The organism is Roseomonas sp. TS2 (assembly GCF_058833935.1).
Genome location: NZ_JCACVY010000023.1, coordinates 23108 through 36751, shown reverse-complemented (window position 1 = coordinate 36751; position 13644 = coordinate 23108). Strand labels below are relative to the sequence as shown.

The 13644-nt window shown below is 71.7% G+C and carries 11 protein-coding genes; 6 read left to right on the top strand and 5 right to left on the bottom strand.

Translation table 11 applies throughout. The features are described from left to right. Positions 1-16 precede the first annotated feature (16 nt). The 3 genes from ACZJYS_RS06645 to ACZJYS_RS06635 are packed head-to-tail and all read right to left on the bottom strand — an operon-like array spanning position 17 to position 2887. Positions 17-1336: a TRAP transporter large permease gene (locus tag ACZJYS_RS06645; protein ID WP_493176635.1), complete on the bottom strand. Its 1320-nt coding sequence runs from the start codon at positions 1334-1336 to the stop codon at positions 17-19. Further along, entirely contained in the window at positions 1333-1839 is a 507-nt protein-coding gene (locus tag ACZJYS_RS06640) for a TRAP transporter small permease (protein WP_109516170.1), read from the bottom strand. The genes ACZJYS_RS06645 and ACZJYS_RS06640 overlap by 4 nt, the downstream gene beginning before the upstream one ends. Before the next feature lie 43 nt (positions 1840-1882). After that, entirely contained in the window at positions 1883-2887 is a 1005-nt protein-coding gene (locus ACZJYS_RS06635) for a TRAP transporter substrate-binding protein (RefSeq protein ID WP_493176633.1), read from the bottom strand. Between the two features lie 232 nt (positions 2888-3119). On the opposite strand from ACZJYS_RS06635, the gene ACZJYS_RS06630 reads away from it, so the two are divergent. Beyond that, complete coding sequence (locus ACZJYS_RS06630) at positions 3120-5105, top strand: sensor domain-containing diguanylate cyclase (protein WP_493176631.1); 1986 nt, start codon at positions 3120-3122, stop codon at positions 5103-5105. Between the two features lie 62 nt (positions 5106-5167). Here ACZJYS_RS06630 and ACZJYS_RS06625 read toward each other — a convergent pair whose 3' ends face one another. Beyond that, positions 5168-6172 (bottom strand): 2-hydroxyacid dehydrogenase, encoded by a 1005-nt coding sequence (locus ACZJYS_RS06625; RefSeq protein WP_493176629.1) that lies wholly within the window; start codon positions 6170-6172, stop codon positions 5168-5170. 244 nt (positions 6173-6416) lie between these two features. On the opposite strand from ACZJYS_RS06625, the gene ACZJYS_RS06620 reads away from it, so the two are divergent. After that, entirely contained in the window at positions 6417-7595 is a 1179-nt protein-coding gene (locus ACZJYS_RS06620; RefSeq protein ID WP_493176627.1) for an MFS transporter, read from the top strand. A gap of 18 nt (positions 7596-7613) precedes the next feature. On the opposite strand, the gene ACZJYS_RS06615 is transcribed toward ACZJYS_RS06620, so the two are convergent. After that, positions 7614-8516 (bottom strand): DMT family transporter, encoded by a 903-nt coding sequence (locus ACZJYS_RS06615; protein WP_493176625.1) that lies wholly within the window; start codon positions 8514-8516, stop codon positions 7614-7616. Positions 8517-8715: 199 nt separating this feature from the next. Between ACZJYS_RS06615 and ACZJYS_RS06610 the strand changes: the two genes are divergently transcribed. The 4 genes from ACZJYS_RS06610 (at position 8716) to ACZJYS_RS06595 (ending at position 13642) form a co-directional block, all read left to right on the top strand. Then, positions 8716-9951, top strand: coding sequence for an ABC transporter substrate-binding protein (locus ACZJYS_RS06610; protein WP_379633319.1), 1236 nt, complete (start codon positions 8716-8718; stop codon positions 9949-9951). 215 nt (positions 9952-10166) lie between these two features. Next, entirely contained in the window at positions 10167-11735 is a 1569-nt protein-coding gene (locus ACZJYS_RS06605) for an ABC transporter substrate-binding protein (protein ID WP_493176622.1), read from the top strand. 3 nt (positions 11736-11738) lie between these two features. Then, positions 11739-12992, top strand: coding sequence for a 3-oxo-tetronate kinase (gene otnK / locus ACZJYS_RS06600; RefSeq protein WP_493176620.1), 1254 nt, complete (start codon positions 11739-11741; stop codon positions 12990-12992). Continuing rightward, positions 12989-13642: a class II aldolase/adducin family protein gene (locus ACZJYS_RS06595; RefSeq protein ID WP_493176617.1), complete on the top strand. Its 654-nt coding sequence runs from the start codon at positions 12989-12991 to the stop codon at positions 13640-13642. Before otnK ends, ACZJYS_RS06595 begins: the two co-directional genes overlap by 4 nt. The last annotated feature ends 2 nt before the right edge of the window (positions 13643-13644 follow it).

Genomic DNA, 13644 nt, shown 5'->3' with positions numbered 1-13644 from the left:
CGGCCCCCTCCCGGATTCAGTTGAGGAATTCCGGCGAAACCAGGCTCGGCAGGAGCAGCACCAGCCCGGGCCAGGCGATGATCAGCAGCAGCACCGCCAGCATCGGCATCAGCATGATGAAGGTGTCCTTCAGCGCATCCGCCATGCGCATCCCCGCCACCGAGCAGGCGATCATCAGGCAGAGGCCATAGGGCGGCGTGACCAGCCCGAAGGCCAGCGAGACGATGCCGATCATGGCGAACTGCACCGGGTCGATGCCGACCGAGACGGTGAGCGGCTGCAGGATGCTGCCGACGATGATGATGGCCGGGATGGCATCGAGGAAGCACCCCGTGATCAGGAACACCGCGGCGATGAACAGGCCCACCCCGAGCGGCCCCATGCCCCAGGCCTCGACGCCGGCCAGCAGCACCTTCGGGATCTCGTAATAGGCCAGCAGCCAGCCGAAGGCGCTGGCGGTGCCGACGCAGAACAGCGCCACCGCCGCCAGCCGCCCGGAATCGAGCAGCGCCGCCCACAGCCCCTTCATGTCCATCTCGCGGTAGACCAGCAGCGAGAGGGCGCCGGCGTAGAGCACCGCGATGCAGGCGGATTCCGTGGCGGTGAACCAGCCGAACAGCTTGCCGCCGATGATGATGAAGGGCGTGGTCAGCGCCGGCAGCGCCACGAACAGCGCCACGCCCAGCTCCCGCAGGGTGGAGCGCGGATAGGTCGGGTAGCCGCGCAGCTTGGCGTAGGTGTGCACCGTGGCCATCTGCACCCCCGCGATCAGCAGCCCCGGCACCACGCCCGCCAGGAACAGCGCGCCGATCGAGACGCTGAGCACGCCGCCCCAGACGATCATCAGGATCGAGGGCGGGATGATGACGGCGAGCACCGCCGAGACGGCGGTGATGGCGACGGAGAAGCTGTCGTCATACCCCTCCTTGCGCTGCGCCTCGATGAAGATCTTGCCCTGGCTGGCGGCATCGGCGGTGGAGCTGCCGGAGATGCCGGCGAAGAAGAAGGAGAGCACCACGTTGATCTGCGCCAGCCCGCCGGGGAAGTGCCCGACCAGCGCCCGCGCCAGCCGCATCAGCCGGTCGGTGATGCCGCCGACATTCATCAGGTTGGCGGTGAGCAGGAAGAAGGGCACCGCCAGCAGGATGAAGCTGTTGTAGGCGTTGAAGGTCTCCTGCACCATCAGCGCGGGGGAGAGGTGCGGCTCGATCAGCATGATCGGCAGGCAGGCGAGGCCGAGGCAGAAGGCCACCGGCACGCGCAGCGCCATCAGCCCGAAGAACACCCCGAACATCAGCGCCGCCGCCGTGCCGGAGGAGAGGACGGCCCCGTTCATGCGTCCCGCCTCCGCAGCAGCAGCGCCGCGTCGGCCATGCGCAGCCCCATGAACAGCAGCCAGGAAGCACCGGCCACCGGCCAGGCCATATGGATCAGCCAGAGCGGCAACTCCGCCATCTCGCTGATGCGGTAGAAGGCGAACTCGGTGAACTCCCAGCCCCAGAACAGGAACACCCCGGCCATCACCAGCACGAAGCTGCCGGAGACCAGCTCCATCAGCGCCGTCGCGCGCGGGGAGAGGACGGGGAACACGTCGACGATGAAGTGCGTGCCCTCGCGCACCGCCAGGATGGCGCCCAGCATCACCATCCAGACCAGCGCGAAGCGCGCCATCTCCTCCGTCCAGATGTAGTGCGGGATGACAGCGGTGTAGCGCGAGAACACCTGCAGCGTGACAGGGAACAGCAGCACCAGCACGCTGAGGCCAAGCAGCCCCCGCAGCAGCGCCGCATAGGCGTCGGCGAGGCGCCGCAGCGGCCCCGCCCGTTTTGGTTCAGTCATCGTTTCGTCCGGCTGGAGGGCAAGGGTCGCTGCGGCCTGTCCCTCAGCTCGTCACGTCGGCGATGCGGCGCAGGATGGCCTCCGCGTCGATCTCCTTGGCGTAGGTGGCCAGCACCGGCGACACCCTCTGCTGCAGCGCGTCGCGGTCGGTGAAGGGCACGCGCTTCAGCCGCCCCGCGGCCTCCAGCGCGGCGATCTTCTGCCCGTCCTCGGTGGATTCGATCTGCCGCCCATAGGCCGCGGCCTCCGGCCCGGCGCGGCGGATGGCCGCCTGCAGGTCGGCCGGCAGCCGCGCGAAGGTGACGGCGGAGAAGCAGAGCGGGCGGATGGTGATGGCGTGCTGCGTCATCGAGAGGTGCGGCGCCACCTCGTAGAAGCGCATCTGCTCGACGCCCGCCGCCTCGTTCTCGCCCGCCTCGATGACGTTGTTCTGGATGGCGTTGTAGACCTCGTTGTAGGCGATGACGGTGGGGGACATGCCGGCCGCGGCGAAGGTGCGGCTCCAGATCGGCGCGCCCTGCACCCGCACCTTCATGCCGCGCAGCGCCTCCAGGTTGCCGGCCGGGCGGCTGGCGAAGATGTTGCGCACGCCGCCGCCGGCATAGCCCACCAGCATCACCCGCGCCCGCTTCTCCACCTCCTCGGCGATCGGCTTCAGCATGTCCTGCTCCAGCACCTTGTTCCAGTGCGGCAGGTCGCGGAACAGGAAGGGCGCGTCGATGAAGGGTGCGGCGCGGGAGAAGGTGGACATGTGCGCCGGCGAGACGATGCCGTAATCCACCGCGCGGCCCTGCGCCATGTACTCGAAGTACTGCTTCTCCAGCCCCAGGCTGCTGTTCTTGTGCAGGATGAAGTTGATGGGCTTGCCGTAATACTGCTTCACCAGCTCCTCGAACCGGACGATGCAGCGGGTGAAGGCGTGCTCGTCATTGAACTGCGACGCGCCGTTCAGGGTGATGGCCTGGGCCTGGGCCCGCCCGGTGATGGCGAAGCTCGTGACCCCCCCCGCGACTCCCAGCGTGGCGCCAAGCAGCGTCCTGCGATCCATGGTCGTTCTCCCATATTATCAGATGGCCATACGTCCGATGGCCTGCGACGCAGACTAGACCGGTGACAAAGGAAAACAAAACCGCAGAAATGCGGGGCTGGGCGTCCCGCGCCGGCCGCCCCGGCGCCGGGGCAGGGGCCGGCGGGCAAAATCGAGGCACCGGCCGCGGCCACGGGCGGGGGGAGCCGGTCTAGTCTGCGCCGGTCACTCCCCGGGTTGTCGAGGCCGCACCTTGCGTCTGCTCCTGCCCTTCAAGGCCCAGGCTTCCAGGCTGCACGGCGCGGCCGGGAGCCTGCCCCTGCGCATGGCCGCCTTCGGCATGCTGGCCTGCCTGGCGCTGCTCGGGGTCGAGACCCTGAACAGCGTCCGCGCCCGTGCCGAGCAGCTGCAGAAGGCCGAGGCCTCGGTCACCAGCCTGGCCCGCGCGCTGGTGCAGCATGCCGACGACATGCTGAGCCTGGCGGATGTCATGCTGGTCAGCCTCGTGGAGACCGCCCGGAGCGAGGGCCTGCAGCTTCCGGCCCTCGGCCGGCTGAACCTGTTGCTGGAGCGACGGGCCACCATGCTGCAGCGGGGCCTGCGCTTCTCCATCCACGGCCCGGACGGCGCCCTGCTCGCCACGTCCCATCCCGGCGCCGATGCCGGCCCGGCGGAGCGCGACGAATTCCTCCACCAGGGTGCGGCGGGCGGCGGCGTGGCCTATCTGGGCCTGCCCGTGCGCGACCGCGCGTCGGGCGCGTGGATGCTCACCCTCTCGCGCCGGATCGAAGGCCCCGATGGCAGCCTGGCCGGGGTGGCCGTCGCCACCATCGAGACGGCCCATTTCGTCGCGCACTACGCGTGGCTCGGCCTGGGGCCGCAGAGCACCGTCGCCCTGTTCCGCGACGACGGCACCGTGCTGGTCCGCCATCCGCCGCGCGACGACCTGATCGGCCGCCGCAGGCTGCGGCAGGACATCCTGCAATCCGGGAAGGACGGGCCGGAGAAGCCGGACCGCTACATCTCGCCGATCGACGGCGTGAAGCGCATCGGCGCCTTCCACCGGGCCGAGAACCATCCGATCCTGCTGGTGGTCTCGCTCTCCGTCGAGAACGTGCTGACGGGCTGGCGGAACGATCTGGCGAAGCGGGCCATGATCACCGGCGGGCTGATCCTGCTGCTCGCCTTTCTCGGCGTCCGGCTGACCCGCAGCGCCCTGGAGCGGCACCGCGTGGCCCAGGCACTGGCGGAAAGCGAGGCCAGCTTCCGGTCGCTGGCGGAGAACTCAAGCGATGTGGCGATGCGGGTCGATATGCAGTGCATCATCCGCTATGTCTCGCCGGGCATCCAGCCCTGGCTGGGCTGGCAGCCGCAGCAGATCGCCGGGCAGTTCATGCCCAACCTCGTGGCCGCCGAGGACCGCGGCACCATACAGGCGACACTGCTGCGGATGGTCTCGGAGGGGCTGCCGCCAACCCGGCACACCCTCCGCCTGCACCGGCGCGACGGTGCGCTGGTCTGGGCCGAACTGGCGCTGCACCCCATGCGCGACCCCCGCACCGGCCGGCCCGACGGCGCCGTGATCGTCGCCCGGGACATCGGCGAGCACAAGGCGCGGGAGGCGCAGCTGCATCGGCTGGCCAGCACCGACGGCCTGACCGGCCTCGCCAACCGCCGGGCCTTCGACGAGACGCTGGAGCGCGAGTGGCGGCGCATGGTGCGCGGCGACGGCGCCCTGTCGCTCCTGCTGCTGGACGTGGACCGCTTCAAGCCGTTCAACGACCGCCATGGCCATCCGCAGGGCGATTGCTGCCTGAAGGCGGTGGCGGACGCGCTGTCCACCCTGGCGCGCCGCCCGGCCGACCTCGCCGCACGCTATGGCGGGGAGGAGATGGTGCTCCTCCTGCCGGACACGGACAGCGCCGGCGCGGCCCGCATGGCCGAGGCGGCGCGCGCCGCCATCGAGGGGCTGCAATGGCCGCATGAGGACAACACGCCGTTCCGGGTGGTGACGGTCAGCATCGGCGTTGCCACGGCCAGCCATGGCAGCGGCCTGATGGCCGCCGAGCAACTGGTCAAGGCGGCGGACGGCGCCCTCTACCACGCCAAGCGGAATGGCCGGAATCGCATCGCCCTGGCCGAGGCGCTGGCGGAGCGGCCGGCCCTGCCGGCGGGCGGGATGGAAGACTGGCCGCCCCCCACCCGAGCCGGGCAGCCCGGCCAGCCGGAGCGCGGCTGAGCCAGGCATGCAAGGCCGGGCATGCGGGGCCGGGCATGCAAGGCGGGGCCGCCGCCCGCGGATCAGGCCGGTGGCGCGACCGCGTGGACGGGCCTGCCGGTCGCCGCGAAGCTGGACAGGTTCTCCAGCGTGGTGTGCGCGATGGCCTGCATCGCCTCGGCGGTGAAGAAGGCCTGGTGGCCGGTGATCAGCACGTTCGGGAAGGTGAGCAGCCGGGCGAAGACATCGTCCTGCAGGATCTGGTCCGACAGATCCTCGAAGAACAGGTCGCTCTCCTCCTCGTACACGTCGAGGCCCAGATGGCCGATCGCCCCGTTCTTCAGCCCCTCGATCAGCGCCCGCGCATCGACCAGCGCGCCGCGCCCCGTGTTGATGAGCATGACGCCATGCTTCATGCGGGCGATGGCCGCATGGTCGATCAGGTGGCGGGTGTCCGGCGTCAGCGGGCAGTGCAGCGACACGATGTCGGACTCCGCCAGCAGCGTCTCGAGCGGCGCCACCGTCGCGCCGATCGCCGCCAGCTCGGGGGAGGGGTAGGGGTCGTGCACCAGCACGCGGCAACCGAATCCGGCCATGATCCGCGCAACGGCGAGGCCGATCTTGCCGGCCCCGACGATGCCGGCCGTGCGGCCGCGAAGGTCGAAGCCCAGCAGCCCCTCCAGCGCGAAGTTCCCTTCCCGCACCCGCGCATAGGCGCGGTGGATCTTGCGGTTGAGCGACAGGATCAGCGCCACGGTGTGCTCGGCCACGGCATGCGGCGAATAGGCCGGCACGCGCGCCACGGTGAGGCCGAGCGAAGCGGCCGCGGCGAGGTCGACATGGTTGAACCCCGCGCTGCGCAGCGCGACCAGCCTTGTGCCGCCGGAGGCCAGGGCTTCCAGCGCCGGGCGGTCCAGCTCGTCGTTGACGAAGGCGCACACGGCCTCGGCGCCGGCCGCGAGGGTGGCGCTGTCGCGCGTCAGCCGCGCCTCCAGGTAGCGCAGCGCGTGGGGCTGGCCCGCCGCCGCGTTGGCGGCGTCGAGGAACCGGCGGTCATAGGATTTGGTGCTGAAGACCGCGACCTGCATGGTGTCCTCCGTCTTGCCGGGATGGCGGGCACAGCGTCGCAAATCCGGCGGCCCGGCGCACCCCTTCTGCGCCGGGCGGGGGAGGCCTAGGCCGCTCCGGCTGCGCGCGGTATCTCGTCAGACGGCCATGGGCGAGGGCCGCCGGCGGAACAGCCGCCCTGCGGCGGGCCGACAGGGAGTGAAAACGATCTTGAGAATGCCGCTATGGGCCAGCGCCCTTGCCGCGACGCTGATTGTCCAGACCGTGAGCTCCTTCGCCAGCCTTGTCGTTCCGCTGCTCGGCCCGCCCCTCATGGCCCGCGCCGGCCTGCCGCCGGAGAGCATCGGCCTCGTCTCCGCCATGACCTCGGTCGGCATCTGCTGGAGCCTGGCCTGTGGCGGGCCGATGCTCGGCCATCACGGCCCGGTCCGGACGCTGCAGATCGGCCTCGCCTGCATGGTGGCCGGCCTGTTCGTGCTGTCGCAGCCGCTCGGCCTGCTGGGGTTGCTGGGCGCCCTGGCGATCGGCTTCGGCCTGGGGCCCAACACGCCGGCGGGCAGCCAGATCCTGATCCGCACGGCACCCCCCCGGCACCGCACCCTGATCTTCTCGATCAAGCAGGCGGGCGTCCCGCTGGGCGGCGCGCTGGCCGGGCTGGTGGTGGCGCCCCTGGTGCTGCGGCACGGGCTGCCTGCCACCCTGGGCGTGGTCATCGGCGTGATCCTGCTCACCATCCTGCTGGTGCAGGCTTTCCGCCGCCGGCTGGACGAGGACAGGGGCACGGGGCATCCGGGCTGGGCCCGCGCGCTGGTCTCCCCGGCGGCGATGCTCGGCTCCGTCGGCGTGCTGCGCGCGCATCCCTCCCTGCCGATGCTGACGGCCCTCGGCGCCTCCTTCTCGATGATGCAGTCCTGCCTGACGGCCTTCACCGCGACCTATGCGGTGACGCGCCACGGCGCCTCCCTGGCCGAGGCCGGGCTGATCGTCGCGCTGATGCAGGGGGCCAGCATGGTGGGGCGGATCGTCATGGGCTGGGTGGCGGACCGCACGGGCCATGCGATGCGGCTGCTGGTGCTGCAGGCGGGGGCCTCGGCCCTGGCGGTGGGGCTGCTGGTCGTGGCCGGGGGCCATGGCGCCTGGGCGCTGTATGGCTGCGCGGCGCTGGCGGGCCTGACCGCCATCGGCTGGAACGGCGTGCACATCGCGGAGCTGGCCCGCGTCGCGCCCCTGCACCAGGTGAGCGACGTGACCTCCGCCGCCAGCCTCTTCGGCTTCATCGGGTCGATCTTCGGGCCCCTGCTCTTCACCCTGGTGGTGCACTGGAGCGGCAGCTACGGCCTGGCGTTCCTCCTCATGGCCGCCCAGCTCGCGGCCTTCGGGCTGGTCAGCGCCGCCTTCCTCTGGCGGGGCGCGGGCCGGCGGGCCGGCGGCGGCGCCGGCTGAAGGCCCGCGCGCCCCTCGTCAGGGCGCGCCCGCCTCGTGGCGCAGCTGCTGCTCCCGCAGGAAGATGAACAGGCCGGCGCCGATGATGATGGCGGCCCCGGCCAGGGTCAGCGGCCCGATCACCTCGCCGAAGAAGAGGTAGCCGAACAGCATGCCCCAGAGGATCAGCGTGTACTGGTAGGGCACCACCACCGAGGCCGGCGCCATCCGCAGCGCCTGGTTCACGCAGAGATTGCCGGCGAGCGAGCCGATGCCGAGGAACAGCATCAGCACGAGGTCGATGGCGCCGGGCGGCGTCCAGCCCTGGGCCAGCACCAGCACGGCGCCGAAGAGCAGGGCGGCCAGCAGCTGCGCCGTCATCAGCACGGTGCCGCGCGTGCCGGCCAGCTTGCGGGTGGCGACCAGGAAGCAGGCATAGCTGAAGCTGCCCGCCAGGGCGCAGGCCGCGCCGAGGGAGAGCGAGTCCGGCGAGGGATGCAGCGCCAGCACCACGCCGCCGAAGCCCACCGTCACGGCCGTCCACCGGCGCCAGCCCACCCGCTCGCCCAGCAGGAAGGGGGAGAGGGCGGTCACGTAGATCGGGCCGGCCATGTAGTAGGTCATGACCTCCGCGAGCGGCAGCGCGACGAGGGCCCAGAAGAACAGCGAGGTCTCCAGCGTCGAGAACAGCACGCGGAGCAGCTGCAGCCCGGGCCGCGGCGGCCGCAGGAAGGCGTGCGGACCGGTGCGGTGGATGAAGGGCGCCATGACGCAGAGCCCGGCGATGCTGCGCACCAGCAGCAGCTGGCCGACCGTGTAGGCCCCCACCAGCCATTTGCCCAGCGTGTCGTTGACGGCGAAGAGCAGCACGCCCAGCAGCATCATGGCGATGCCGCCGGCGGCGCCCGTGGGCATCAGGCCCAGGCGCAGGAATGCGGACACGGCGATAGACCCAACCCCTTGTGGCGCTTCTCGCCCGGAATGGGGGGCGCCGCCCCGCAGCAGTAGCCAGAGCCGGCCGCGCTGCAAAGGCCGCGCCGCGCAGGGGGGCGCCGGCAGGCTTGCGCCGGGTCGCCCGCTGTCCGCATCATGCGGCGCAAGCGCCCGCGCCATGACGGGCGGCATGGAGGATCGGATGAGGATGTTCACCCGCCGCGGCCTGATGGCCGCCAGCGCCACCCTGCCTGCGCTTTCCGCCCTGCCGGCGCGGCCCCGCGCCCAGGGCGCCGCGCCGACGCTGCGCATCGGCGTGCTGGCCGATTTCTCCGGCCCCTACCGGGATACCTCCGGCCCCACCTCGGTGGTCTGCGCGCGGCAGGCGGTGGCGGATCTCGGCCTGGATACGCGCGGCATCAAGGTGGAGATCCTGCAGGCCGACCACCAGAACAAGGCCGATGTGGGCCTTGGCATCGCGCGCCGCTGGTTCGACCAGGACGGGGTGGATGCGATCACGGAGGTGAACAACAGCGCGGTCGCCCTCGCCGTGGCCAACCTGGCGCAGGAGAAGGACAAGGTGGTGCTGGCCTCCGGCCCGGCCAGCGCCGTGCTGACGGGCGAGCGCTGCACCAGCAACCTGGTGCACTGGACCTACGACACCTGGATGTGCGCCAACGTGGTGGGCAAGGCCTCGGTCCGGGCGGGCAATGACAGCTTCTTCTTCCTGACCGCCGACTACAGCTTCGGCCACCAGCTCGAGCGCGACACCACGGCGGCGGTGCAGGGCGCCGGCGGCAAGGTGCTGGGCGGCGTGCGCTTTCCCTTCCCCGGCACCGCCGACTTCTCCTCCTTCCTGGTGCAGGCGCAGAGCTCGCGCGCCAAGGTGGTGGCCATGGCCACGGCCGGCGCGGACACGGTGAACTGCATGAAGCAGGCGCAGGAATTCGGCCTGACGCGGCGGCAGAAGATGCTCGCCCTGATCGCCTTCATCTGCGACATCCACGCCATGGGCCTGCCCGCCGCGCAGGGCCTGCTGCTGAACGAGACCTTCTACTGGGACCTGAACGACCGCACCCGCGCCTTCCTCGGCCGCGTGCGCGACAAGACGCCCACCAACTGGCCCAACCAGGAGCATGCCGGCACCTATTCCGCCGTGCTGCACTACCTGAAGGCCGTGGCCGATATGGGCCCCGACGCGGCGCGCGCCTCCGGCCGGGCCGTGGTGGAGCGGATGAAGGCCATGCCCACCGATGACGATTGCTTCGGCCCCGGGACGCTGCGCGCCGATGGGCGCAAGATCCATCCGGCGCATCTGTTCGAGGTGAAGCGCCCGGAGGAGAGCCGGGGGCCGTGGGATTACTACAAGCTCGTCGGCACCGTGCCGGCGGCGGAAGCCTTCCGCCCGATGGGCGAGGGCAATTGCCCGCTCGTCCGCAGCTGAGGGACATCGCAGGCGCCCTGGCGCCGGGTCCGGCGCGGGGCGGAGGATGCCACGACAGGCCCGGCGGCACGGCCGCCGGGATGCCTGAACAGGCACCCGGACCTGATGGCCGCATCCTGATATATCATATCTTGCACGGGAAGACCGATGGCCTAGGATGTTCCGCGAGCGGGCCAGAACAGCCGACAAGCCGCTCCGGCAGACAGGAGGCGCCCATGGTCGATCCGAACATTTCCCGCCGTGCCCTGCTCGCGGCCGGAGCCCTTGCCGTGCCGGCGATCCTCGGCACGCCACGCCCGGCGCGGGCGGCCGGCGCCATCACCGTGATGCTGGAATCCGAAGTGGTGGTGCTGGACCCGCACGCGACCACCGCCGCCATCACCCGCAGCTTCGGCTACCACGTGTTCGACACGCTGTTCGCGCAGGATTCCAAGGGGACGATCCGGCCGCAGATGGCGGAAGGGCACGAGGTCTCGGCGGACGGGCTGGAATGGCGCTTCGCCCTGCGGGACGGGCTCGCCTTCCATGACGGCGCGCCGGTCACGGCCGCCGATTGCGTCGCCTCGCTGCGCCGCTGGGCGGTGCGCGACAGCCTCGGCCGAATGCTGCTGGCGGCGATGCGGGAGATGCGGGCGGAGGATGCGCGCCGCTTCTCCATCGCGCTGAAGGAGCCGTTCCCGCTGATGCTGGAGGTGCTGGGCAAGCCCAACGCGCCCGTGCCCTTCATCATGCCCGCGCGCATCCTGCCCGAGGGCGACGCGCGCATCACCGAGATCACCGGCTCCGGCCCCTTCAGCTTCGTGCGCGAGCAGTGGCGCACCGGCGACCGCATGGTGCTGCGGCGCAACGCGCGCTACGTGCCGCGCGGCGAGCCGGCCGATTTCCTGGCGGGCGGCAAGGTGGTGAAGCTCGACGAGCTGGTGCTCAAGACCATGCCGGACGACACCACCGGCGTGAACGCGCTGATCGCCGGCGAGATCGACTACATGCAGTACCTGCCCTTCGACTTCCTCGGCGTCCTCGGCCGCAACCGGGATCTGCGGCTGATGGAGCTGAAGGGCATCGACATGTTCCAGGGCAATTTCCGCCTCAACCACGCGAGCGGCCCCTTCGCCGACCCCGCGGTGCGCCAGGTGATGTGGAAGCTGGTGGACCAGAAGCAGGTGCTGGACGCCATCGGCATCCCGCCACGGTTCCGGGTGGAGAACTGCCGCTCCTTCTGGATGTGCGACGCGCCGCTGGAGACCGCCGCCGGCAGCGATGTGGCACGCTTCGATCCAGAGGCCGCGAAGCAGGCGCTGGCCCGCACCGGCTACAAGGGCGAGCCGGTGGTGATGCTGGAGGTCTCCGGCTCCATCTCGCAGACCGCCGGGCATGTGCTGGCCGAGAACATGAAGAAGGCCGGCTTCACCGTGGACGAGCAGGTGATGGACTGGGGCACGGTGCTGGCACGCCGCGCCAAGCCCGATGGCTGGAGCCTGTTCCCCGTCTACGCCAACGGCGTGGACATGGTCTCGCCGCTGAACCACTTCTATGTCGCCAACAACTGCGCCGACTATCCCGGCCGCAGCTGCGATGCGCGCATCACCGGCCTGCTGCGGAACTACGCCCGCGCGCCCGACCTCGCGGCGCGCCGGGCGGTGGCCGAGCGCATCCAGATCGCCGCCTACGAACTGGTGCCGAGCGTGATGTGGGGCCAGTTCTCGCGCCCCGCCGGCTACCGGGCGCGGCTGCGGAACATGATCCAGTCCAGCTTCCCGCTTTTCTGGCAGGTCGAGGTCTGACGCATGCTGCTGGGCGGGATCGCGGATGACTTGACGGGCGCGGTGGAGCTGGCCGGCATGCTGGCGGCCGGCGGGATGCGCGTGGCGCTGGTGCTGGACGACGCGCCGATCCCCTCCGGCCAGGATGCGGTGGTGGTGGCGCTGCCCTCCCGCGTCGCGCCGGTGGCGGAGGCACGCGATGGCTTCGCGCGCGCGGCGGATGCGCTGCTGGGCGCCGGGGCGCGGATGCTGTTCTTCAAGTACTGCGCCACCTTCGATTCCACGCCGCAGGGCAATATCGGCCCCTGCGCGGACCTGCTGATGGAGCGGACGGGCGCGCCCTTCACCCTGTTCGCGCCCAGCTTCCCGGAGGCGGAGCGGCGGGTGTTCATGGGCCATCTCTTCGTGGGCGCCCAGCTCGTCTCCAACTCGCCCAAGCGCTTCGACCCGCTGACGCCGATGACCGAGCCGGATCTGGTGAAGGTGCTGGCGGCGCAGACCGCGCGGCGGGTCGGCCTGCTGCCGCTGCCGGTGGTCGCGCAGGGGGAGGCGGCGGTGGCGCGGCATGCGGCGGTGCTGCGGGAGGCCGGCCTCTCCTACGCCATCGCCGATGCCGCGACGGAGGAGGACCTCGCCACCCTGGCGCGGGCGAGCTGGGACTGGCCGCTGGCGACCGGCGGCTCCAACCTCGCCGCGCATTACCCGCCGATCTGGCGGGAGAAGGGGCTGCTCGCGCCCGCCGCCGCCCTGCCGCCCGCGCGGGCCGGCGGGCATGGCGTGGTGCTGGCCGGCAGCTGCTCGGACCGGACGCGGGAGCAGGTGGCGCATTTCGCCGAACGCCATCCGGTGCTGCGGATCGACCTGGCCCGGCTGGAGACGCTGGCGGCGGCGCTGCGCGAGGCGGCCGGCTGGGCCCTGCCGCGCCTGGAGCAGGGGCCGGTGTGCATCACCACCGCAGGCGACCCGCAGGCGGTGGCCGCCGCCCAGGCGCGCCTCGGGCGCGAAGGGGCGGCGCGGGCGGCGGAGGAGCTGCTGGGCGGGCTGGCGCGGGCGCTGGTGGCGGCGGGCGCCCGGCGCCTCCTGGTGGCGGGCGGCGAGACCTCGGGCGCGGTGATCCGCGCGCTGGGCATCGCCCGGCTTACGGTCGCGCCCTATGTCTCGCCGGGCATCGGGCTGTGCGCGGCGGAGGCGCCGGAGCCGCTGGCGCTCTGCCTCAAATCGGGGAAGCTGGGGCCGGTGGACATGTTCGGAACGGTGCTGGAGCGGATGCGCGCATGAACGGGGTGCGGCAGGCGCGCGAGGATGTCGCGCAGGGCTACCGGGAGCTGGGGCGGCTGGGGCTGAATTTCGGCAGCGCCGGCAATGTCTCGCGCCGTGTCGAGGGCGGCATGGTCATCACCCGCTCCGGCACCACGGTGGATGCCACGGCGGAGGCCGACACGGTGTGGATGTCGCTGGAGGGCGCAGCGCGGGATGACGCCGCGCCCTCCAGCGAATGGCCGATGCACGCCGCCATCCTGCGCGCCTTCCCCGAGGCGGGCAGCGTGGTGCACACCCATGCCGATGCCTGCACCGCGCTCGCCTGCCTGGGCGAGGGGCTGCCGGCCTTCCACTACATGGTCGCCGGCTTCGGCGGCGAGGATGTGCGCTGCGCCCCCTATGTCACCTTCGGCACGCCGGAGCTGGCGGTGGTGGCGGTCGAGGCGCTGCGCGGCCGCACCGCCTGCCTGCTCGGCAATCACGGGATGATCGTGACGGGGCGCGACGTGAAGGCCGCCGTGGCCGCCGCGTTGCGGCTGGAGACGCTGGCCCGGCAATACCTGCTGGCGCGCTCGGCCGGCACGCCGCGCCTGCTGGACGCGGCGCAGATGCAGGCCACGCGGGAGCGCTACAAGACCTACGGCAGCGCCGCCCCCGCGCGGGGCTGAGC